The organism is Geobacillus zalihae (genome assembly GCF_030414215.1).
In the GTDB taxonomy this organism is placed as follows: Bacteria; Bacillota; Bacilli; order Bacillales; family Anoxybacillaceae; genus Geobacillus; species Geobacillus zalihae.
The window spans coordinates 1398342-1421786 of sequence record NZ_CP129217.1; the positions used below are offsets into that span (position 1 = coordinate 1398342).

The following is a 23445-nucleotide window of genomic DNA, read 5'->3' on the forward strand; positions in this document are numbered from 1 at the left end:
GGAGAGGCAAGAATGGAATGCAGCTTTCCTCTTACGGTCGCTGACGTTTTAAGGAGAAAATATTTTGAAAGAGCCGTTGTTGCCGCTGGAAAAGGCGGGTTGTCCAGAATCGTCAAGTGGGTGCATGTCGTCGAGGTGACGAAAATCAGCAATTTGTTACGGGGCAAAGAGTTGATTTTATCCACTGGAGTCGGATGGCGGGAAGATGCTTCGTTGTTTTTATCGCTGCTTCGGCAACTGATCGAATGCGATGCCTCCGGGTTGTGCATCGAACTAGGAACATATGCTTCTTCCATCCCTGATGAAGCGTTAAAACTGGCGGATCAGCACGATTTCCCGATCGTCTTTTTCCTTGAAGAAGTCCCGTTCGTTGAAATCACCCATGACATCCATACGCATTTGATCAACCAACAGTATCAAATGATTTCCCAGCTTGAATCGTATTCCCAAGAGTTAAACAAAAAGCTGTTGACCGTTCATGACCATCGGGAGATTTTAACGTGTTTGCATGATTGTTTAGGCCATCACGTGGCTTTTAAAATGCAGGGCGGGGATGTGGAGTACATTCCATGTCGGCCGAGGCAGAAACGCGAGGCCAGCATCTGTTCGGGGAACAGCGGATGGCCCGTAGATGCGGTCGTCAAGCCGATTTCTTTGTTCGGCGCCGAGTATGCGGAGCTGGCCCTTCTCCCTGACGGCCGCGATGTCAATGAGTTTGACCTTCTCATTTTGGATCGCACTGCGACTGCTTTGGCGCAACACTTATTGCGGAACCTTTATGCTGAGGAGAAACGGCGCACGGAGGAAAACGAGTGGCTGAAAGGATGGCTTGAAGGGGAATACTCAGACCAAGAGATTTCTTCCTTTTTATTGGATCATCATCCCTCTTTTGACAGCCGTCGGGGAGTTGTGTGGGTTTGCAAGGTGGAAAGGGCTCATCAAAAAGGAAATTTTGATTTGACATATTTCAAGCTTTTATGTCGTTCGCTATTTGAGCAGCGAGGATTTTTCGTGTTTTCTGTGGAGATAGGCCGGCAGCTGGCGTTTATCGCCCTTGATTGGCGGGGTGAGTCCACGTGGAAAAAGCGGGTCGAAGATGGAATTGAATCCATTAAGGCGTCAGATTTTGTACGGACGCGTCTTCCCTCCTTATCCATAGGCGTTGGAACGTTTGTCAACTCTCTTTCTGCCATGAATCAAAGCTATCGAGCCGCGCTGGAGGCGCTGAAAATTCGAAACCGGTTGAAGGATCAAACGGTCAGTCCATTTTACGAGGATTTGCATTTGTATCGGATGATCATGGTTCTAGATAAATATAGCAATCTGCGCGAAACGGCCTGTCAATATTTAGGGCCGATTATCGAGTACGACAGGAAGTACAATGGGAAGCTGCTAGAAACGCTCAAGGTGTACTTGCAGTGCAACGGCTCGAAACAAGAGACAGCGAAGCGGCTGTTTATTGTCCGGCAAACGTTGTATCACCGTATAGAGAAGCTGGAAAGTTTCCTTGGCCCCGATTTCATGGCGCCTGATAAACGGCTGGCCATTGAGCTGATGATCAAAGCGTACGACTGTTTGATGGATGCGGACGAGATTTCGTACAGACATCGGAATGTGCAGCGTTGGGCTGATTGAGGAGGATCGGACAAGACGACGGATTCGTGAAAAAGCTTTTCGCTTAAAAATATCCTACGGTCGCGGTTGGGAGTGAACGCAGTGGTCAAACTGTGGAGCAAATGTGTTCACCGTTTTTACACTCTGTCTAATGAACAGCATGGTGAATTGAGCGATAATGGCTATAACATGAAACGATTCTAAATAGAGGGGAGTCAAGCGGCGATGAAAACGGAACAACCCCACCAACTGTGGCTCGAAAAAGACGACCGATATATCTGGCATTCGATGAAGCCGTATAACCCACAAGCAACGCTGATTGCGGCCGAAGCGAAAGGCTGCTGGGTGACGGATGCAGCTGGACGCCAGTATTTGGATGCGATGGCGGGGCTCTGGTGCGTCAACGTCGGCTATGGGCGCGAGGAACTCGCCGAAGCGGCGTATGAGCAGCTGAAGACGCTGGCGTATTTCCCGCTCACGCAAAGCCATCGTCCGGCGATCGAGCTCGGGGAAAAGCTCAACGAACTGTTAGGCGATGAGTATGTGATTTTCTTTTCCAACAGCGGGTCGGAAGCGAACGAAACGGCGTTTAAAATCGCCCGCCAATACCATCAGCAACGCGGGGAGCATCATCGGTACAAAATCATTTCTCGCTACCGGGCGTACCATGGGAATTCCATGGGGGCGCTCTCAGCCACCGGACAGGCGCAGCGGAAATACAAATACGAACCGCTCGCCCCAGGTTTCATCCACGTGCCGCCGCCGGATGTGTACCGCGACCCGGATGCGGCGGACGATCCGCGCCGACTGCGGGCGGTAAAGGCCATTGATGATGTCATGACGTGGGAGTTGAGCGAAACGATTGCGGCCGTCATTATGGAGCCGATCATCACCGGGGGCGGTGTGCTCATTCCTCCGGACGGGTATATGAAAGCGGTCAAAGAAGTGTGTGAAAAACACGGCGCTTTGCTTATTGTCGATGAAGTCATCTGCGGCTTCGGCCGGACGGGAAAAGCGTTCGGATTTCAACACTACGGCGTCAAGCCGGACATCATCACGATGGCGAAAGGCATTACAAGCGCGTATTTGCCGCTGGCGGCAACGGCGGTTCGGAAAGAGATTTACGAGGCGTTCAAAGGAACAGGCGAATACGACTATTTCCGCCATGTCAATACGTTTGGCGGCCACCCGGCTTCGTGCGCGGTGGCGCTGAAAAACATCGAGATTATGGAGGAAGAGCGGCTGTTTGACCGCTCGCGCGAGGCAGGGGAATGGCTGCTTGATGAGCTCAAAACGAACCTAGCCGGCCACCCGTATGTCGGCGATGTGCGCGGCAAAGGGCTGCTTGTGGGCATTGAGCTTGTCGCTGACAAGGCGACGAAAGAGCCTCTTGATGTGTCGCTTGTCAATCAAGTGATCCATCGATGCAAAGAAAACGGCCTCATCATTGGCAAAAACGGAACGACAGTCGCCGGGTACAACAACGTGCTCACCTTGTCGCCGCCGCTTTGCATCACGGATGATGAACTTTCGTTTGTGGTCCGCGTCTTGAGCGGGGCGCTAGCGGCCATTCAATAAGAAGAACAAACGCCAGCTTGGGTCGACAGGCTGGTGTTTTGTTTGCCTTCGTGCAGACATTCGGAAAAACATAGAAGCAGGCCGCTGTCGCTAGGGTTGGACGTTCTCCCGGTTTCGAGATGGGAGATTCTTAGACATCTGCCTTAGGGCCGGCTGCCCGATCATCGATTCCTGTGCGTTTGACGAAAGATCGATCATGAACACTGAATGGTCAGAACCGTTTTAACTCCATCCAAATACATACGTTAGTGGAATAGCTAAGTCCTCAAATTGTGCGGAATGCAGCGTGTCTTGTTGCCCGTATGTGGCATGCCGTTGATAGGCTCCTTCGTGCAAATGGTATACATGAATCATTTTGTTAGCCGTATCGACGATCCAATATTCTGCAATGCCATAGTGTTGGTACGTGTAAAATTTTTCGTTGTAATCTTTTAAAGCGGTTGAAGGTGACAAAACTTCAACAACTAGCGCAGGCGCCCCGTAACATCCTTTTTGGACAATCTGTTTTTTATTGCAAATCACGGCAATATCGGGTTGGACAATGTCATCAGGGGTTTCATACGTTTCATTTTTGCTAAGGAATACATCAAACGGCGCCATAAAGACGTAACAATGTTGGTTTTGGAAAAAATGGCGCAAAGCAAAATACAATTCTCCGACGGCAAATTGATGTTCCGAAGATGGAGCAGGTGTCATATTATAGGCTTTTCCATTTATCAGTTCCCAGCGGCCTTCCCATGTTTTCCAGTCAGCGTACGTGTAAATTTTGTTCAAGTCAGGGGTATTGCCCACTGTTTCACCTTCTTTCATCTTAAAGATATGTTTGTTTACAGTTTAACATAAAGAAGTCAAGGAAGTGTAGGAAGGACTTTCATGAGACATTTATTCATCACCCGCCTACGCTGACAACCGGAAGCGAGGGTTTTCTTGGTTCAGAAAGGAATCTGGCGTTTGGTTGTCGAATGACATGAGTGAAAAATGTATGGGAAAGGGAGAGAATGATGTCCGTATTTCAAGCGTTCGTTGTCAACAAAACCGAAACAGAATTTACTGCCGGCGTGCAGACGATATCCATGGATGATTTGCCGGAAGGAGACGTCGTTGTCCGCGTCCATTATTCAAGCGTCAACTACAAAGATGGATTGGCGTCCATTCCGGACGGCAAAATTGTGAAAACGTATCCATTTGTGCCGGGAATTGATTTGGCCGGGGTGGTTGTTTCGTCGCACCATCCGCGTTTCCGCGAAGGGGATGAGGTGATTGCGACTGGCTATGAAATCGGCGTGACGCATTTCGGAGGCTACAGCGAGTACGCCCGGCTGCATGGCGATTGGCTCGTGCCGCTGCCGAAAGGGTTGACGTTGAAAGAAGCGATGGCGATTGGGACGGCTGGGTTTACAGCGGCGCTGTCCATTCACCGTCTTGAGGAGCAGGGGCTGACGCCGGAACGCGGACCGGTGCTCGTCACGGGGGCGACGGGCGGCGTCGGCAGCTTGGCCGTGTCGATGCTTGCGAAGCGCGGCTATACGGTGGAAGCAAGCACAGGAAAAGCGGCGGAGCACGATTATTTGCGTGCTCTCGGCGCCAAGGAAGTGTTGACGCGCGAAGACGTCACGGCTGAACGCATTCGTCCGCTTGATCAGCAGCGCTGGGCGGCGGCGGTCGACCCGGTCGGCGGTCGGACGCTGGCCACGGTGTTAAGCCGCATCCGCTACGGCGGAGCGGTGGCAGTGAGCGGGTTGACAGGCGGCGTCGAGGTGCCGACAACCGTCCATCCGTTCATTTTGCGCGGCATCAGTTTGCTTGGCATCGACTCCGTCTATTGCCCGATGGAGCTGCGCCTCCGCATTTGGGAGCGGCTCGCTGGCGACTTAAAGCCGGATTTGGAGCGGATTGTTCAAGAAATTTCGCTCGCTGAATTGCCGCAAGCGCTTGAGCGCATTTTGCGCGGCGAGCTGCGCGGCCGGACGGTCGTGCGGTTAGGATGACGTTCGGACGCAATCTAACTGAAGCAGCGTCCGAATTTGGTGCTCTCCACATCTTCTTTTTGAATGATCCTTGATGAGTGAAGGCGCCGGAAAGGGGAAGTGTGCAGAAGAAGAAAGGAAAGACGCAGAGTGAAGCACCTGCGTCTTTTTTTTGTGATCTCGAATCCGTTTTTCGACGTGAGCGTAGGCGGGGGAGCGTTCACCCCCTCAATTGATACCGCTCGAGCTCCGCGAAAAAGTCTTTCACAAACTGGTAAAACACTTTCACCGACGGAGCGAGTTCGTGGTGGTCGGAAATGATAATGCCGACGTTTCGCTTTACTTGCGGCATCTCAATCGGCACTTTGGCGGCGTAGCGAAGGAGGCTTTCCGACAAGGCGCTTTCCGGCAGGAGGGTCACGCCGATGCCAGCGGAGACAAGCCCTTTAATGGCATCGAGATCTTCGCCTTCCGATGAAATGTTGGGCGAAAATCCGGCTTGGTGGCAAGCGTCAATAACGATTTGATGCAAAATGTATCCTTTTGGAAACGTTACAAATGGATCATGGCGCAGTTCGTTCAATACGATCCGGTCGCGGCGGGCGAGCGGATGGCTGTTCGGCAGGAGGGCGGCAAACGGTTCGGAAAACAAAATTTCTCCTTTAATGCCGATTTCACGAACCGGAATCGGTCCGAGAAAGGCAAGGTCGATCTCCCGTTTTTTCACCGCTTCGATTAAATAATAGTACGACCCTTGGCGGAGATGGAACGAGACGTTTGGGTGTTCCGCTTTAAAGGCGGAGATGACCATCGGCATCATGTGGCTTGCCAGGCTTGTCGGAAACCCGATTTTAATCGTTCCGCGTTCCGGGTCCAAATACTCTTCGATTTGTTGCTTTGCATCCTCGACCGCCTTTAACACCGCTTCGGCGTGCGGCAAAAAATGGCGGCCGATCGGGGTGAGCTTCACGTTTCGCCCTTCCCGTTCAAACAGCTGCACGCCAAGCTCCGCTTCGAGGTTGGCAATTTGCCGGCTGATCGCCGACTGCGCGACATGGAGGGCGTCGGCGGCTTCGGAGACGTGTTCGCGCCGGGCGACTTCCACGAAATATTGCAGTTGCCGCAGCTCCATTTTTCTCCCTCCTTTTGATTGATCGCAAAAAGAGATGGATTTTATCTAAATTATATATTGTTTATATTAATTTTGAAAACTACAATGAATATTACAGACAATTCGGAACGGGAGGGGAAGGCAGCATGAAACACTACGGATTACCGGAAGCACAAGGGCTGTATCGCCCGGAATTTGAACATGATGCATGCGGGATCGGGTTTTATGCGCATTTGAAAGGAAAACCGTCGCACGACATTATCAAAAAGGCACTTCATATGCTTCGCCAGCTTGAACACCGCGGCGGACAAGGGAGCGATCCGGAAACGGGCGATGGCGCGGGCATTATGACGCAAATTCCGCATGAGTATTTTCAAGCGGTGTGCGGCGGGATGAACTTGCCGGAAAAAGGGCGCTACGGGGTCGGGATGTTCTTTTTGCCGGAAGAGGAAGCGAAACGGGCGTACTATGAATCGATGTTCAATGAGATCGTCGCTCAAGAAGGGCAACGGCTGCTCGGATGGCGGACAGTTCCAGTTGATCGTGAAAAGCTTGGCAAACTGGCGCGGCAAAGCCAGCCGTTCATCCGCCAAGTGTTTGTCGCGGCAAGTGATGACGTGGCTGATGAGTTGGCGTTTGAACGGAAGCTGTATGTGATCCGCAAACAATTCGAAAAATGTGTGGAAAACAACGAGTGCTATGTAGCGAGCTTCTCGAGCCGGACGATCGTTTATAAAGGGTTGCTTACGCCGGAACAAATCGATGCGTTTTATTTGGATTTGCAAGATGAACGGTTCCGTTCGGCGTTTGCCCTCGTGCACTCGCGCTTCAGCACGAACACGTTCCCGAGCTGGGAGCGGGCCCATCCGAACCGCTATTTGATCCATAACGGCGAGATCAACACGTTGCGCGGCAATGTCAACTGGATGACGGCGCGCGAGAAGCAATTTGTGTCCGAAGCGTTCGGCGCGGATTTGGAAAAAGTCGTGCCGATTTTGGATACGAACGGTAGCGACTCGTCGATTTTGGACAATGCGTTCGAATTTTTCGTTCTTGCTGGCCGGAAGCCGGCCCATGTCGCGATGATGCTCATTCCGGAACCGTGGTTTTGGGATGAGCAGATGGACGGGGCGAAAAAGGCGTTTTACGAGTACCATAGCTGTCTCATGGAGCCGTGGGATGGACCGACGGCGATTTCGTTCACCGACGGCAAGCAAATCGGCGCCATTTTGGACCGGAACGGCTTGCGTCCGGCCCGCTATTATGTCACCAAAGACGACTACATTATTTTCTCATCCGAAGTCGGCGTCATCGATGTTGACCCGAACAACATTTTATATAAAGAGCGGCTGAGCCCGGGGAAAATGCTGTTGGTTGACCTCGAGCAAGGGCGCATCATCTCTGACCAGGAAATCAAGGAAGAAATGGCTCATGAAAAGCCATATCGCCAATGGATCAACGAGCAAATGATCACGCTTGGCGATCTGGAAATTCCGGAGGACGTCGAAGCGCCGAAGCAGCTTGTCAAGCTGCAAAAAGCGTTCGGCTACACGTTTGAAGATGTGGAAAAAACGATTTTGCCGATGGCGGCGGAAGGGAAAGATCCGACGGGGGCGATGGGCATGGATGCGCCGCTTGCCGTGCTGTCCGAGCGGCCGCAAAGCTTGTTCAACTACTTCAAGCAGCTGTTCGCCCAAGTGACAAATCCGCCGATTGATGCGATCCGCGAATATGTCGTCACCTCGACGATGACGCTGCTTGGCAAAGAAGGGAACATTTTGCATCCGGACGCCAAAGCGGCGCGGCGCATCCGCTTGGAAACTCCGCTATTGACGAACGAAGAGCTGGCAGCGTTAAAAGCCAATCCGTACCCGGAATTTGCGTGCGCGGTGCTGCCGACGCTGTTTACTGATGATTTGAAACAGGCGCTTGATGAGCTGTTTGCCAAAGCGGATGAAGCGATCGAAAACGGGGCGGCGCTTCTTGTGCTGTCCGACCGCGGCGTTGATGACACGCATGTGGCGATTCCGGTGTTGCTGGCGGTAAGCGGGCTTCATCAACACCTTGTCCGCAACGGGACGCGCACAAACGTCAGCCTGCTGGTCGAAAGCGGCGAAGCGCGGGAAGTGCACCATTTTGCGGCGCTCATCGGCTACGGGGCGGACGCCATCAACCCGTACTTGGCGCTCGAGACCATCCGCCAGGCGTCAGAAAACGGCACGATCGCCTTGTCTTACCGTGAAGCGGTGAAAACATATATCAAGGCGGCTGTTGACGGCGTCGTCAAAGTGATGTCGAAAATGGGCATTTCGACGGTGCAAAGCTACCGCGGCGCGCAAATTTTTGAAGCGGTCGGCATCGGCGACGATGTCATTGAGGAATACTTCACCGGCACGGCATCGCAAATCGGCGGCATCGGGCTTGCGGAAATTGCAAAAGAAGCGAAAATGCGCCACGAAGCCGCTTTCGGAGCGCGGCATGAAGACGATGTGCTCGATACGGGCAGCGAGTTGCAATGGCGGCGCAACGGCGAACATCATGCATTCAACCCGAAGACGATCCATTTGCTGCAGTGGGCGTGCCGGAAAAACGACTACAATTTGTATAAACAATATTCCAAACTGGCGAATGAAGAACAGTTGACGTTCTTGCGCAACTTGTTCGACTTCGATCCGGACCGGACACCGGTGCCGATTGACGAAGTCGAACCGGTCGAGTCGATCGTCCGCCGCTTTAAAACCGGGGCGATGTCGTTCGGCTCGATCAGCCAGGAAGCCCATGAGGCGCTGGCGATCGCTATGAACCGGATCGGCGGAAAAAGCAACAGCGGCGAGGGCGGCGAAGACCCGGCCCGCTATGTGAAAGATGAAAACGGCGACTGGCGCCGCAGCGCGATCAAACAAGTGGCGTCCGGACGTTTTGGCGTAAAAAGCCATTATTTGGTCAATGCCGATGAATTGCAAATCAAAATGGCCCAAGGAGCAAAACCGGGTGAAGGCGGGCAGCTTCCGGCCAACAAAGTGTATCCGTGGGTCGGCAAAGTGCGCGGCTCAACGCCAGGGGTGGAGCTTATTTCTCCGCCGCCGCACCATGACATTTACTCGATTGAAGATTTGGCCCAACTCATTTATGATTTGAAAAACGCCAACAAAGATGCGCGCATCAGCGTGAAGCTCGTCGCCAAAGCCGGCGTTGGCACGATCGCCGCTGGCGTGGCGAAAGGGAACGCCGATGTCATTGTCATCAGCGGCTATGACGGGGGCACGGGTGCGTCGCCGAAAACGAGCATCAAGCATGCCGGCTTGCCGTGGGAGCTCGGATTGGCGGAAACGCATCAGACGCTCATGTTGAATGGTTTGCGAGACCGCGTCGTCTTGGAAACGGACGGAAAATTGATGACAGGACGCGATGTTGTCATGGCCGCTTTGTTCGGCGCTGAAGAGTTTGGGTTTGCGACGGCTCCGCTTGTCGTCTTAGGCTGTGTCATGATGCGCGTCTGTCATTTGGATACGTGTCCGGTCGGCGTGGCGACGCAAAATCCGGAGCTGCGCAAGAAATTTACCGGCGAGCCGGATCATGTCGTCAATTTCATGTATTTCGTCGCTCAGGAAGTGCGGGAAATGATGGCGGAACTCGGATTCCGCACGATCGACGAAATGGTCGGCCGCGTCGATATTCTGAAAGTGAGCGAGCGGGCAAAAGCGCACTGGAAAGCGAAACATCTTGACTTGTCCCGCCTCTTGTATCAAGTCGATGGCCCGCGCACAGGCAGCAGAGGGCAAAACCATCGAATGGAAGAGACGCTCGACTATACGGAAATTTTACCGGCGGTGCAGCCAGCGCTTGAGCGGCAGGAGCCGGTCGAACTTCACCTCGCCATCCGCAACGTCCACCGCACGGTCGGGGCGATGACAGGAAGCGAAATCTCGAAGCGCTACGGCGAGGAAGGGCTGCCGGATGATACGATCCGCCTCCATTTCACCGGATCGGCCGGGCAAAGCTTTGCGGCGTTTGTGCCGAAAGGGATGACGCTTGAGCTCGTCGGCGACGCGAATGATTACGTCGGCAAAGGGCTTTCCGGCGGCAAAGTGATCGTCCGTCCGCCGCATGAGGCGCCGTTTGCCGCGGCTGACAACGTCATCATTGGCAACGTGGCGTTTTACGGGGCTACAAGCGGCGAAGCGTACATTCGCGGCCGCGCTGGGGAGCGGTTCTGCGTCCGCAACAGCGGCGTCCATGCTGTTGTCGAAGGCGTCGGCGACCACGGCTGTGAATATATGACCGGCGGCCGCGTTGTCATCCTCGGTTCGGTTGGCAAAAACTTCGCCGCCGGCATGTCCGGTGGGATCGCTTACGTTCTTGCCGATGAAGACAGCTGGCAGCAAACCGCCAACCTTGAGCTCGTCTCATTTGAGCGGCTCGAAGACGAGGAAGAAATTCGCGACGTGCGCCGGATGATCGAAAACCATTACCGCTATACAGGAAGCCCGCGGGCGGCGTTAGTGCTCGAAGAGTGGGATGCGTATGTCCGCCGCTTCGTCAAAGTTATTCCGCGCAATTACAAACTGATGATTGAGACGATCGAAACGCTCGAACAGTCCGGGCTTTCGCACGAAGAAGCTGTCATGGCGGCGTTTGAAACGGTGGCAAAACAGAAAAAAGCGGCTGTCGGCGGCGTCCATCAGCTGCAAGCGGTGGCGAAGTAACGCTGTGGCTTGCGATTGGCCGCGAAGTGACGACGCCGCTTCGGCTCCGCGGCTTCGCGGGGCCCGCTTTTTGATCGGCCAACAGGCGGGAAGGCCGCATGAGAGAAGAGAGGATACGTACGGAAAGAAGGAGGGGAACCATCGTGGGAAAAGCAACAGGATTTATGGAATATGCACGCGAGGAAGAGAAAAAGCGCGATCCGCTTTCCCGTCTCGATGATTGGAAAGAATACACGCAGCCGTTTTCCGAAGACGTGCTGGCCCGCCAAGGCGCCCGCTGTATGGACTGTGGCACGCCGTTTTGTCATATGGGATTGGAGCTAAACGGCCTTACCTCGGGGTGTCCGGTGCACAACTTGATCCCGGAATGGAACGATTTGGTGTACCGAGGTCGTTGGAAAGAAGCGCTTGACCGACTTTTAAAGACCAACAACTTCCCAGAATTTACTGGTCGCGTCTGTCCGGCGCCGTGCGAAGGATCGTGCACGGTGGCCATTTCCGACCCAGCGGTTGCGATTAAAGGAATCGAACGGGCCATTATTGATAAAGGGTTTGCCGAGGGATGGGTGAAACCGCGCATCCCGAAGACGCGCACGGGGAAAAAGGTGGCCATCGTCGGCTCCGGTCCGGCCGGGTTGGCCTGCGCTGACCAACTCAACCAAGCCGGCCATTCGGTGACGGTGTATGAGCGCGCTGACCGCATCGGCGGATTGTTGATGTACGGCATTCCGAATATGAAGTTGGAAAAAGAAGTGGTCGAGCGGCGGGTGCGTCTGCTCGAAGAGGAAGGCATCACGTTTATTACGAACACCGAAGTCGGCAAAGATATTACGGCTGACGAACTGCGTGCTCAGTACGACGCCGTCGTCTTGTGCATCGGTGCGCAAAAGCAGCGCGATTTGGCCATTGAAGGCCGGGAGCTTGAGGGTGTCCATTTTGCGATGGATTATTTGACCGGCGTGACGAAAAGTTTATTGGATTCGAATTTTGCCGACGGCCAGTTTATCGATGCCAAAGACAAACATGTCATTGTGATCGGCGGCGGCGACACGGGGGCCGACTGCGTGGCGACCGCGCTGCGCCAAGGCTGCAAAAGCGTCGTCCAGTTCGGCAAACACCCTGCCTTGCCGGACAAGCGCCCGGACGATAATCCGTGGCCGCAATATCCGCTCGTCTTTACGCTTGACTACGCGTATGAAGAAGCAAAAGCGAAATTCGGCGCCGACCCGCGTCAATATTGCATTCAAACAAAGAAAATCGTTGGCGACGAGCACGGCCGCGTGAAAGAGCTGCATACGATTCAAATGGAAAAAATCATCGATGAAAACGGCAAAGCGATCTTTAAAGAAATTCCGGGGACGGAACAAGTATGGCCGTGCGATTTGGTGTTTATCGCCATCGGGTTTGAAGGGCCAGAGCAGCCGTTGTTGAAGCAGTTTGGCGTTGAAACGGCCAACAACAAAGTGAAAGCCCCATACGGCAAATATACAACAAACATCGAGGGCGTGTTTGCCGCCGGCGACGCCCGCCGCGGCCAAAGCTTGATCGTCTGGGCCATCCATGAAGGCCGAGGGGCGGCTCGTGAAGTCGATCGGTTCCTGATGGGAGAGACAAAGTTGCCGTGGTGATGGATCCCTCCTTAAAAAGCACCGCTTTTTAAGGAGGATTTTTTGTTTTTCTGGAAAAGAAGATATAAGGAGGAGAGTGATGCTCAGCATGAATCGACGATTATGGATCGCTGCGGCTATGAGTCTTGGCCTTTTTTTGCTTGTTTGGACAGGCGTGGCCGCTGGATGGACGGAGAGAATGGATGAAGAGGGGCTGCGTCTGTTTGATTATTGGAATTGGCTTGACCCGTTTACGTTTCTTGGCAATGGAAAGACGATTGGCACCATCAGCATTATGCTTGTCATTGGTTTATGGTTTTTTCGCCGCGACGTCTACGGAATGGCGTTGGTTGTAATCGCGGTCGGCGGGGGATATGGCATCAATGAGTGGCTAAAACATATCATTGGACGGCCTCGACCTCCTCATGCTGAAATCGGGGGATTTAGTTTTCCGAGCGGTCACGCGATGATCGGGACGATTTACTTGTTGCTTTTGGCGTACTTTTTGGCGCAAACACGCCCGAAGCGCGGCGAACGGGCCGCGATTTACGGCGTTTTTGGAGCGCTTGCCCTGTTGACTGGCTTAAGCAGGTTAAGTCTGCAAGTGCATTATCCATCTGATGTGCTTGGTGGGTTTTTGCTCGGGGTTGCCTATGTATCAGCCTGCCTGGCTCTTTACCGTAGGTTCACTCGCTGAAGCGGATTTTAGAACATGGACAAAAAACGATTTTTGTTTTGATTTCGCGCGGTGAAAAGCAAATTTTGCGGCTTTGTGTTGAGCTTTGCCGTTGTCGAAATTAGGGAGAAAATCTCTTTTTCTATACTATCGCGTTGACCGAGACAATGATACAATGGGGAAAAGGAGGTGAAACGATGGAGCAAGCCGAACTCGTGCAAATGATGGCCGAACTGCTTGACCAAAAGCTCAATCCCATCCACGTGCGGCTCGATCGGATCGAAGGAAATGTCCGAGCGCTTCAAGAAGGACAGGCGCGCCTCGAAGGCGAGGTGCAGGCGCTCAAAGAAGGGCAGACACGCCTCGAAGGCGAGGTGCAGGCGCTCAAAGAAGGGCAGGCGCGCCTCGAAGGCGAGGTGCGGGCGCTCAAAGAAGGGCAAGCACGCCTCGAAGGAGAAGTGCAGGTGCTCAAGGAAGGACAGGCGCGCTTGGAAGGCGAGGTGCAAGCGCTCAAGGAAGGACAGGCGCGGCTGGAAGATGAAGTGCAGTTGTTACAGAAGGGACAAGCCCGCTTGGAACAGCGGCTTCACCGGGTGGAAGAGGATGTGCGCACATTAAAAGCGGACATGGACATGGTCAAAGGCGACGTGCAAACGTTGAAAGCGGACATGGACGCGGTCAAAGGTGACGTGCAAACGTTGAAAGCGGACATGGACGCGGTCAAAGGCGACGTGCAAACGTTGAAAGCGGACATGGACGCGGTCAAAGGTGACGTGCAAACGTTGAAAGCGGACATGGACGCGGTCAAAGGCGACGTGCAAACGTTGAAAGCGGACATGGACGCGGTCAAAGGTGACGTGCAAACGTTGAAAGCGGACATGGACGCGGTCAAAGGCGACGTGCAAACGTTGAAAGCGGACATGGACGCGGTCAAAGGCGACGTGCAAACGTTGAAAGCGGACATGGACATGATCAAGGGCGACGTGCAAACGCTCAAAGAAGGGCAACAACGGCTTGAAGCGAAAGTTGAACGGGTCGAAGAAAAAGTTGACAACCTCACAACAGAAATGCGGAGCCATTTTCGCCACATCGAGAACATGCTTCATAAGCATCAGGCCGCTCTTGATATGGCTTCGCGCGAGTTCTCTTCTAAACAGGCATCCATCGATTATTTGATGAAAAAAGTCGCAGAGCATGATATGGAAATTTTCCACTTAAAAAATTATCTCCAACCATAATGTTCTTCACCGCAACAAAGAAAAAAGTCTAAAAGGCCGGTGGTAACTAGGAAAATGCGATGGAATAAGGCGTGTTTTCACTGGTCTTCTAGACAGCTTTTTCAGCATATGTTATAGAAAAGATCAAGTCACAAGGGGGAAGCGATATGGCGGCCCGTATCGTAAAAACGGGGTATGCGTTGGCGTTTTTGTGCATCATTGCCGGCATTGTGTATTTTTTTGCCGCCAACTGGCCGGAGATGGGGCGAGAGGTGAAAGTCGGGATCAGCATCGGCGTGATGGCGGCATTTTACATCGCAAGCGCGGCGCTTTGGGGCCGCCATCGTTTCTTAGGGCGCTGGATGCTGATCGGCGGGGTGTTGTCATTTGGCATTGCGTTGGCGTTGCTTGGACAAATTTACAATTCGCATGCTGACAGTTATTGGCTGTTTCTTGCCTGGCTTGCGCCGACTGCTGTGCTGGCGTCACTGACAAAAGAACAGGTGCTGTCTGTGATCGCGATTGGGTTGCTGCAGCTTGCGTGCTGGTTTTATTATTTTCCGTCCGCTTATCGGATTGAGTGGACGGAATGGTCTTCGTTTGGCGTGCTATCGTTATTCGTGATCGTAAACGGTGTTCTTTTTATTTTCGTTCGGACACCGCTCATGGCTTGCTTGGCTTACATGGCCATGCAAGGTTGGCTGCTTGTGATTGATGTAACCGGTTTTTCCTATGGGCGCGACGCATGGTGGCCATACGTGTATACCGTGTTGCTCGCCGTGTTGCTTTATTATTTTCTTGTCATCGCCAAGCAGCGGCCGTACGTGTTGTTGACGAGTTTGTTTGCTGGACTGTTTTTGTTCATTCAATACATTCGCCTGCTCGCTGATCATTTTGAAACGTGGTTGCTTCTTATTGGGCTTATGGCAGCCGCTGCAGTGCTATACGGCGGCGTTGTGCTATTGCGGCGGGCTGGGCTGTTTTCAGCGGAGACGAAAGCTGGAAGGCGGTTTTTGGCGGTGTTTCAAGCGATTGTCACGCTCGCGGCTTCGGCGTTGGCCATACAAAGCCTGCTTGGCTTGTATTTCCTTTGGACAGAGTCATGGTCTCCTTACGTGCTCTTTTTCATTTCCATCTTTGGGTTTGTCGTTCCTGCCTCATTTGGTCGGCGTTGGAATCCGGTCGTTCGTTATACACTGCTGGCTGTTGGCTATGGGCTCGGGGTGGCGATGGCGTGGGAGGTCTCGCGGTCGGCTCTGTTCCTCTATGCCATTGGGCTCGCGATTGGCGTCATCGGATCATCAGACAGCGGAGTGCGCCGGTTGACGACGGTGGCGCTGACGGTCTATTTCGGGATCGCCTTAAGTTCGGTGATGGATGACGGCCGGAAGGTGTTGCTCACCTTGGCTTTGGTCAGCGGCGGGTTGTATGCGTATGGCCGCTTTCGCGGAACGCCGTTTCTCACTCCGCTTGTCTTGGCGTTCGGCGCGCTTGGGATCGCGACAAGCGTTGATGTGTTTGCGGCTGATGGACTGTACGTGACGTTGAATATCGCCATGATTTTGGCGCTTGCCTTCTTTCTTTTCCGCGGTCGGCAACTGGAGCGGAAGACCGCTTGGGTGTACACAGCGCTTTATCTCGTGCTGAAATATTATGAACTCGCATGGAATTTGCTTCATAAATCGGTCAGTTTGCTGGCGGCGGGAGCGGTGTTGCTCGCATGGGCGGTATGGCTTGAGAAACGAAATGGCTTCACATGGGGGCGGGGCGTGCGCTGGGGGCGGCGCGTTTCGTTGTTGACGCTCATAGTCGTGATCGCTCAATTTTCATTTTTAGGCTATACCGTGTGGCAAAAAGAGCGATTGCTGCGATATGGTGACGTCGTAAAGCTGGAGCTTGAGCCGATCGATCCACGTTCCATGCTGCAAGGGGATTATATTCAGCTTCGGTACGATATTTCCACCATTCCGTCGCTTGACGGAAGCGGACGGGTGCAAGTCGGGCTGCGAAAAGGAGAGGACGGGGTGCACCGTTTGGCTGGCGTATATATGGTCAATGGGGAAAAAAGGCCGGGATACACGCCGCAACCGGGGGACGTGATCATCACCGGTACGTTTCACGGCCCGCAAGTCGTGTATGGCATTGAATCGTATTTCATTCCGGAAAAAACGGGGATGAAACGGCAAGAGAATGTTCGGTTTGCCTATGTGCGCGTGAGCGAAAACGGTGATGCGCTGCTCGAAGCGATCCGTGCTGAATAAGGATGGCGGGGGAAGCAGGAAAAACTACTCCCCCGCGTAACGATCCAGCACGCGGTCAACAGCGTTGCCGTATGTTTCGCCAAATAAATTGAGATGAACGAGCAAGTAAAACAGCTGGTAGAGTGGTTTTCGGTCATGATAATCAGCCGAGAGCGGCATAAGCTCGCGATAGCTGTCGTAAAATCGGGATGGGAAGCCGCCAAACAGCTCGGTAAACGCGATCTCAAACTCATGATGGCCATATAAAACAGACGGATCGGTCAAATACGGCACTCCGTCTGGCCCTGGAATCCAGTTGCCGCTCCATAAATCGCCATGCAAAAGCGACGGAAAACAGTCATCTGGGAGCCATTGGTCAAGCCGCTCGAGCAGCCATTCGAGACGTTTGCGCCGCTTGGCGGGCAGGAGGCCTCTTGCCGCCGCTCGCGTCATTTGTGGTCTAAGGCGGGCGTCGCGGTAATAGTCGGGCCAGCGGCCGTACCAGCCGTTGCGCTGCGGCAGCATGCCGATATAGGTATCGCGGTCAAGGCCAAACGCCGGTCCGCGGCATTGATGGAGGCGGGCAAGGCCGCGGCCGAGCTGTTCGGCCGTCTGTTCCGTTTCTGCTCCTTCGATCCACTCCAAGACGAGCCAGCCCCAATCGTCCGCTTCCCCGAAGCCGAAGGTATGCGGAACGTTGATGGCGCGTGCTTGCCTGATCAGCTCGAGGCCCATCTGTTCGGCAGCGAAAAATCCACTCGGCGGGAAACGTTGCATTTTGATAAAGTACGTTTGTTTGCCGCTTTGGACGCGATAGACGTCATTGATGTCGCCGCCCGAGACGCGGCGCCAATGGCGGATGGGGGAGTGGTCGCCGATCGATTCGAGCGCCATTTGCAACATGATTTCTTTAGTCATGGATTCACCTCCGCCAATTGCTCATTGAGCTCGTTCAGCACTTCGCCGATTTTCCGGCCGTGAATGACAGCGTCGGCGAGATCGTCCAAGTCAGTCGGCTCCCAATTGATGATGACAAGCTTCGCACCGTTTCGTTTGGCGACAAGCGGCAGTTGATTGGCCGGCGACACTTGCAGGGAGGAGCCGAGCACGAGGAATAGATCAGCCTGTTGGGCAACCTTCCATGCTTCCGTGATGGCTTTCTCCGGCAACGGCTCGCCAAACAACACGACCGACGGGCGCAAAACTCCGCCGCATTCGCACGTCAACACACCGTGCAAATAGACAAAGCTGGGTTTTGACTCCCCGCACCGCTGACAATGGACGGTGCGGAGCGAGCCGTGAAGTTCGATGACGCGTCGGCTTCCTGCTTCTTGGTGAAAGCCATCGACATTTTGCGTCACAATCGTCTGCACGATCCCGCGCCGCTCCCAATCGGCCAACAAGCGGTGTCCGTCATGCGGTTGGCACTGTTGCAATGTGCGAATGCGATATTGGTAAAACTCGACGAACGATTCACGGCGATGGTACAGCGCATCGATGGTAGCGAGTTCGCTCGGGTTAAAACGCGCCCACAGCCCGGTGCGCGGCGAGCGGAAATCGGGCAGCCCGCTTTCGGTTGACATGCCGGCGCCGGTCAGCACAACGGTGCGGCGCGAGGCGGCCAGCCATGAGGTGATGGTCATTCCGTTTCCCTCCTTACTGTCGCAACCATAGCGACTCTCGTTTCTGCTGCTTCATCCCTTTCCACCAATCATTTTACTTTTCCTTTTCACTCGTTTCCAGTATGATAGAAATGAAAGAAAAAAATGGACAAGGAGGCGGGAATCCATGAGCAAAAAAGTGCTGATCATCGCGGGTGATGCTGTTGAGGCGCTTGAAGTATACTATCCGTATTACCGTTTGCTTGAAGAAGGTTATGAAGCGACGATTGCCGCGCCGAAGAAAAAGAAACTGCACACGGTCGTTCATGATTTTGCCGATTGGGATACGTATGTAGAAAAACAAGGCTATTTGATCGACGCTCATGCGTCGTTCCCCGAGGTTGACCCGGCGCAATACGACGGATTGGTCATTCCGGGCGGGCGCGCTCCGGAATACATTCGCCTTGATGAGAACGTGCAACGAATCGTTCGCCATTTCTTTGAAGCGAATAAGCCGATTGCCGCAATTTGCCACGCCTCGCTCATTTTTGAAACGATGCCGGATTTGTTGAAAGGACGGAGCTTGACAGCGTATATTGCCTGCAAACCCGGTGTCGAAGCGCTCGGAGCAACGTATGTGTCTGACAATACGGTCCATGTTGACGGCAACCTTGTCTCCGCTCATGCGTGGCCGGATTTGCCGGCGTTTATGCGTGAATTTCTCCGCTTGCTTCAATAAGTGGAAGAGAATGGCCTCCCTTTGGGTGAAAGGAAGGGAGGCCGTTGTTTTGTTGTGTTCCCGACCGTTTGCCGTTCAGACCAACCGTGTGGGGCGGCAGGACAGATGGTTGCTTGGCGACCTCCATTTTGTTCCGTGCTTTGATTGCCCAATAGATGCCGAATGGGATGGCCGCACCGGTGGCGAATTCGAAAATGGACCGCATAGCCCCAAGCCTAAACGCAATGCGGCGGTAAGCAAGAAGCGGCCGCGGAAAAGAGGTTGATGGAGGATAAGGGTTGTCTTTTTCCCATTCATGAGATAACATTTGTACCATAGAGTGTCTTACCATGAAATAGAGAAAAGGAAGGCGGTTATCTATGGCATTACCAGGCGGGGCAGCAATGAACATTACGATTCGTCTCCAGTTCGAAAAAGATATCGTCTCATTCAGCGATATCGCCGCCGCGATTGGCAAAGCGGGCGGGGACATTGTCGGGATTGACGTCATTTCATCAAGCAAAGTCCATACGGTGCGCGACATCACCGTCAGCGCGCTCGACACGAAGCAGTGCGATTTGATCATTGAGGCGCTGAAAAAAATTCAAGGCGTCAAAATCATCAACGTTTCCGACCGCACGTTTTTGATGCACATCGGGGGGAAAATTGAAACAAATTCAAAAATCCCAGTGAAAACGCGTGATGACTTGTCGCGGGTGTACACGCCGGGCGTGGCGCGCGTCTGCACGGCCATCGCTGAGGATCCGCGCAAGGCGTATTCGCTGACGATTAAACGGAATACGGTAGCCGTCGTCTCGGATGGCACGGCGGTGCTCGGGCTTGGCGACATCGGCCCGTATGCGGCGATGCCGGTCATGGAAGGGAAAGCGATGCTGTTTAAGGAGTTTGCCGGAGTGGACGCGTTTCCGATTTGCTTGAACACGAAAGATACGGAAGAGATCATCCAAATTGTGAAAGCGATCGCTCCGGCGTTTGGCGGCATTAATCTCGAAGACATTTCCGCTCCGCGCTGCTTTGAGATTGAAAAGCGGTTGAAGGAAGAGCTTGACATCCCGGTGTTCCATGACGACCAACACGGCACGGCGGTCGTGCTCTTGGCCGGGTTGCTTAATGCGTTGAAAATCGTCGACAAAAAGCTCGAGGACATTAAAGTGGTTCTCACCGGCATTGGCGCCGCTGGCATCGCCTGCACGAAAATTTTGCTTGCGGCCGGCGTACGCAACATTATCGGGGTCGACCGTCATGGCGCCATCCATCGCGATGAAACGTATGAAAATCCGTATTGGCAAGAATATGCGCAAATCACGAACCCGGATAATCTGAAAGGAAGCTTGTCCGATGTCATCGCCGGCGCAGATGTGTTTATTGGCGTCTCAGCTCCCGGCATTTTAAAAGTGGAAGATGTGAAAAAAATGGCGCGCGACCCGATCGTGTTTGCGATGGCCAACCCGATTCCGGAAATTGATCCGGAGCTGGCCGAACCGTACGTGCGCGTTATGGCGACCGGACGTTCTGATTATCCGAACCAAATTAACAACGTCCTTTGCTTCCCGGGCATTTTCCGCGGGGCGCTCGACTGCCGGGCGAGAGAAATTAACGAGGAAATGAAGCTCGCTGCCGCGAAGGCGATTGCCTCTGTCGTGACGGAGGATGAATTGAACGAAACATACATCATCCCGAGCGTCTTCAACAGCAAAGTCGTTGAACGCGTCAGACAAGCGGTCATCGAAGCCGCTTACCGCACTGGGGTGGCGCGGAAGGACAATATCCCGGTTGGCGGATATACAGGGCAGTAAAGCAAGGAATGCGATGGAACCGACGGACGGCTTCCTTATATAGGGGAAGCCGTTTTTTTGGCTGCAGGAGCGGGTCTAACCGTGGCTGCGGCGGGCTAAATCTAGTTTAGGGATAGGAAACCAAGCGCTTAAGGGGCGAATGGCCGATGATCGATCAATATTTCCAAAAAATCAATGAACGTCTGGAACTCGTTTTAAGCCATGAAAAGGACAATCTAAAAAAGGCCGCCCATATGGTAAGCGAAGCGATTCAAAACGGCGGAATCGTTCAGTTATTCGGATGCGGCCATTCTCATATTTTAGCAGAGGAAGTGTTTTACCGGGCGGGAGGGCTTGTTCCGGTGAAACCGATCTTTGTCGAGCCGCTGATGCTTCACGAAGGGGCGGTGCGGTCGTCCATGTTGGAGAGAATGAATGATTTCGCACAACATTTTATCAATCATGAGGATATCCGTCCTGAAGATGTGTTTTTTGTGTTGTCCACATCGGGGCGCAATCCGGTTCCGATTGATGTGGCGTTGGCGGCAAAAGAGAAAGGAGCGTATACGATCGCGATTACATCTTTGGAATATTCGAAGAGTCAACCGTCGCGGCATAAGAGCGGTCGGTTATTGTATGAAGTGGTGGACTTGGTGATTGACAATCATTGTGTGAGAGGAGACGCGATTTTAGCTCATCCGAATGTTTCCGTCATTTGCCCCTACTTCGACCGTGATCGGCAGCGCGATTTTAAACGCCGTTTTCGCCGAGGCGATTGTCCTCATGGTGGAAAATGGATTTGAGCCGCCCGTCTTTTTAAGCGGCAACATTGAGGGGGCGGATGAACATAACCGCCGATGGGTGGAGAAGTATAAAGCGCGCATTCCGGTGTTGGTTGAGGGGCATCAACTATCGCAATAGAAGAGGCGCTCTATAGCCAATCGCCATCCGTTCTTGTTAAAATAGTAGCAAACGATGAGACGGTGGGGGATGGAGATCGATGCGCTTTGACGAACGGGTGCGGCTGTATGCCGATAAGCTCCTCTTTTACAATTCAACGCCAACGATAACGACGGCGGCGTTCCAATGGAACAAGCCGTTCTCGGGCGTTTTTCGCACGAATCTCAACGAGGAGCTGCTTGACTCGCTCACGGCGGACGAATGCGGAACGTTTGTGGTCGAGGTGAAGCCGAACGAAGTGCAAACCGTGCTTGTCGTTGATAAAGAATAAAATGGTCATCAAAGCTGGGGCTTGCAACCCCGGCTTTTTCTGTTTGACACAACAGGAGAAACATGATTATCTGTTTTGTAACACAGCTGTAACAATTGTTAAACGAAATGGTCCAAAAAAGAGGCTGTCAACTCCCTTTTTCCTAGAAAAATGTGGGTGGCTAGAATAATAGAGGGGAAAAAGGAAGGGCAGTTAGTGAAAGGATGCCGCTTCCAATCGTTGCAACTGCCGTGATGGGCAGCCAACTGGCAATGAAAACAAGCGCTTGTTTTTCCGGGTGTTGCCAGCCTGCGTTTTTTTCCATTTTAGCCCAAAAATATTACAAAAAACCCGTGTTATAATGAGGGCGAAGGCAAGGGAACAACGAAACCGTTCCTCTTCGAATCTCATCGTGTAGGCATGACTGACGGACGCAAGATCTCTGAAACTTTCAAATAGAGGATACAAGGAGGAATTCCGATGAAGAAAAAAACGTTAGCAACCATCGCCGCTTCGGTCGCGCTCGCCGGCGCTTCGTTCGCGGCAACGAAAACGGAAGCAGCTGGGACGACGTGTCCGACAGCGAATGCGTATCAAGTAAAATATGTCAGCACAAACGTTCAAGATTTTGAGAAATGGCTGCAACAATACTTCCCGTTCGTGTCGTTCCAACCGGTAAAACCGGCAACCCAACAACCGGCGGCAAAACAGCCAACGACAAAACCGCAGGCGCCGGCAACGGTCAAACAGCCAGCGACGAAACCGGCTGCGAATACGCAAGCATCGGCAAAAACGCCAGCGACGGCCCCAACAGCAGCGCCGCAAAAAGCAACTGGCTTAAACGCCTATGAGCAACAAGTCGTTGAACTGACGAATAAAGAGCGGGCAAAATACGGCTTGCCGCCGCTTCAAGTTGACTTGGCCCTCAGCAAAGTCGCCCGCGAAAAATCGCGCGATATGGCGGTGAACCACTACTTCTCGCACAACAGCCCGACGTACGGTTCTCCATTTGAGATGATGAAAAAATTCGGCATCTCGTACACGGCTGCCGGGGAAAACATTGCCAAAGGCCAACGCACCCCGCAAGAAGTGGTCAATGCGTGGATGAACAGTGAAGGCCATCGGGCAAACATTTTGAACAAAAACTTTACGCATATCGGCGTTGGTTTTGAAGAAAATGGATATATTTGGACACAGCAATTCATCCGCAAGTAAGAGACAAACGAAATGCAAGTCGAGGGTGTCCCAAAAGGATCGGGACACCTTTTTTATATAGTCATGAAACAATATGTTGTGTTTCGTTTAAGGAAAAACACCCTTTTGGTTCAGCCCTTTTTTATTTGAAAAATATTTCTCCGATCCCCTATCAAAATATGATATAATTTCCAAAGAAATTCGAAAGAC

The 23445-nt window shown here is 53.1% G+C and carries 17 protein-coding genes and 1 pseudogene; 13 read left to right on the forward strand and 5 right to left on the reverse strand.

The annotated features are described in order from the left end of the window. Positions 1–12 precede the first annotated feature (12 nt). Positions 13–1635 carry a PucR family transcriptional regulator gene (locus tag QWV57_RS07100; RefSeq protein ID WP_060787960.1) on the forward strand — a complete coding sequence of 541 codons (1623 nt, stop codon included), beginning with the start codon at positions 13–15 and terminating at the stop codon, positions 1633–1635. Between the two features lie 204 nt (positions 1636–1839). After that, the gene (locus QWV57_RS07105) at positions 1840–3192 is read left to right on the forward strand and encodes an aspartate aminotransferase family protein (RefSeq protein ID WP_129447271.1); all 1353 of its coding nucleotides are present in this window, start codon (positions 1840–1842) and stop codon (positions 3190–3192) included. A 222-nt stretch (positions 3193–3414) separates the two neighbouring features. On the opposite strand, the gene QWV57_RS07110 is transcribed toward QWV57_RS07105, so the two are convergent. Then, positions 3415–4002 carry a Uma2 family endonuclease gene (locus tag QWV57_RS07110; protein WP_033011094.1) on the reverse strand — a complete coding sequence of 196 codons (588 nt, stop codon included), beginning with the start codon at positions 4000–4002 and terminating at the stop codon, positions 3415–3417. Positions 4003–4193: 191 nt separating this feature from the next. Here QWV57_RS07110 and QWV57_RS07115 point away from each other — a divergent pair, with 191 nt between their 5' ends. Next, positions 4194–5180, forward strand: coding sequence for an NADPH:quinone oxidoreductase family protein (locus tag QWV57_RS07115; RefSeq protein WP_060787957.1), 987 nt, complete (start codon positions 4194–4196; stop codon positions 5178–5180). Between the two features lie 199 nt (positions 5181–5379). Here QWV57_RS07115 and gltC read toward each other — a convergent pair whose 3' ends face one another. After that, on the reverse strand, positions 5380–6291 hold the full coding sequence (gltC, locus tag QWV57_RS07120; RefSeq protein WP_020755536.1) for a glutamate biosynthesis transcriptional regulator GltC: 912 nt from the start codon (positions 6289–6291) through the stop codon (positions 5380–5382). A 125-nt stretch (positions 6292–6416) separates the two neighbouring features. On the opposite strand from gltC, the gene gltB reads away from it, so the two are divergent. From gltB to QWV57_RS07145, 5 genes are all read left to right on the forward strand, one after another. Then, positions 6417–10976, forward strand: a complete 4560-nt coding sequence (gene gltB, locus QWV57_RS07125) for a glutamate synthase large subunit (RefSeq protein ID WP_060787956.1) — start codon at positions 6417–6419, stop codon at positions 10974–10976. A 143-nt stretch (positions 10977–11119) separates the two neighbouring features. Further along, positions 11120–12604, forward strand: a complete 1485-nt coding sequence (locus QWV57_RS07130) for a glutamate synthase subunit beta (protein WP_060787955.1) — start codon at positions 11120–11122, stop codon at positions 12602–12604. Positions 12605–12683: 79 nt separating this feature from the next. Next, a complete protein-coding gene (locus QWV57_RS07135) occupies positions 12684–13280 on the forward strand; it encodes a phosphatase PAP2 family protein (protein ID WP_060787954.1) in 597 nt (198 codons plus the stop codon). 176 nt (positions 13281–13456) lie between these two features. Then, complete coding sequence (locus QWV57_RS07140; protein ID WP_301101592.1) at positions 13457–14497, forward strand: coiled-coil domain-containing protein; 1041 nt, start codon at positions 13457–13459, stop codon at positions 14495–14497. A 146-nt stretch (positions 14498–14643) separates the two neighbouring features. After that, on the forward strand, positions 14644–16737 hold the full coding sequence (locus QWV57_RS07145; protein ID WP_060787952.1) for a GDYXXLXY domain-containing protein: 2094 nt from the start codon (positions 14644–14646) through the stop codon (positions 16735–16737). A gap of 24 nt (positions 16738–16761) precedes the next feature. On the opposite strand, the gene QWV57_RS07150 is transcribed toward QWV57_RS07145, so the two are convergent. After that, positions 16762–17634, reverse strand: coding sequence for a fructosamine kinase family protein (locus QWV57_RS07150; protein WP_020755542.1), 873 nt, complete (start codon positions 17632–17634; stop codon positions 16762–16764). After that, positions 17631–18359, reverse strand: coding sequence for an NAD-dependent deacylase (locus QWV57_RS07155; protein WP_060787951.1), 729 nt, complete (start codon positions 18357–18359; stop codon positions 17631–17633). The genes QWV57_RS07150 and QWV57_RS07155 overlap by 4 nt, the downstream gene beginning before the upstream one ends. Positions 18360–18504: 145 nt before the next feature. Here QWV57_RS07155 and QWV57_RS07160 point away from each other — a divergent pair, with 145 nt between their 5' ends. After that, positions 18505–19056 carry a DJ-1/PfpI family protein gene (locus tag QWV57_RS07160; protein ID WP_015374626.1) on the forward strand — a complete coding sequence of 184 codons (552 nt, stop codon included), beginning with the start codon at positions 18505–18507 and terminating at the stop codon, positions 19054–19056. Here QWV57_RS07160 and QWV57_RS07165 read toward each other — a convergent pair. After that, positions 19025–19447: a hypothetical protein gene (locus tag QWV57_RS07165; protein WP_133051530.1), complete on the reverse strand. Its 423-nt coding sequence runs from the start codon at positions 19445–19447 to the stop codon at positions 19025–19027. The two genes, QWV57_RS07160 and QWV57_RS07165, sit on opposite strands and share 32 nt — an antisense overlap. Here QWV57_RS07165 and QWV57_RS07170 point away from each other — a divergent pair. From QWV57_RS07170 to QWV57_RS07185, 4 genes and pseudogenes are all read left to right on the forward strand, one after another. Next, positions 19416–20852 carry an NAD-dependent malic enzyme gene (locus QWV57_RS07170; RefSeq protein ID WP_011230936.1) on the forward strand — a complete coding sequence of 479 codons (1437 nt, stop codon included), beginning with the start codon at positions 19416–19418 and terminating at the stop codon, positions 20850–20852. The two genes, QWV57_RS07165 and QWV57_RS07170, sit on opposite strands and share 32 nt — an antisense overlap. Positions 20853–20998: 146 nt before the next feature. Continuing rightward, positions 20999–21752 (forward strand): annotated as a pseudogene (locus QWV57_RS07175) (SIS domain-containing protein). Between the two features lie 79 nt (positions 21753–21831). Then, positions 21832–22062 (forward strand): glycosyl hydrolase-related protein, encoded by a 231-nt coding sequence (locus QWV57_RS07180; RefSeq protein ID WP_301101598.1) that lies wholly within the window; start codon positions 21832–21834, stop codon positions 22060–22062. A gap of 459 nt (positions 22063–22521) precedes the next feature. After that, complete coding sequence (locus tag QWV57_RS07185) at positions 22522–23256, forward strand: CAP domain-containing protein (protein ID WP_015374629.1); 735 nt, start codon at positions 22522–22524, stop codon at positions 23254–23256. Positions 23257–23445 lie beyond the last annotated feature (189 nt).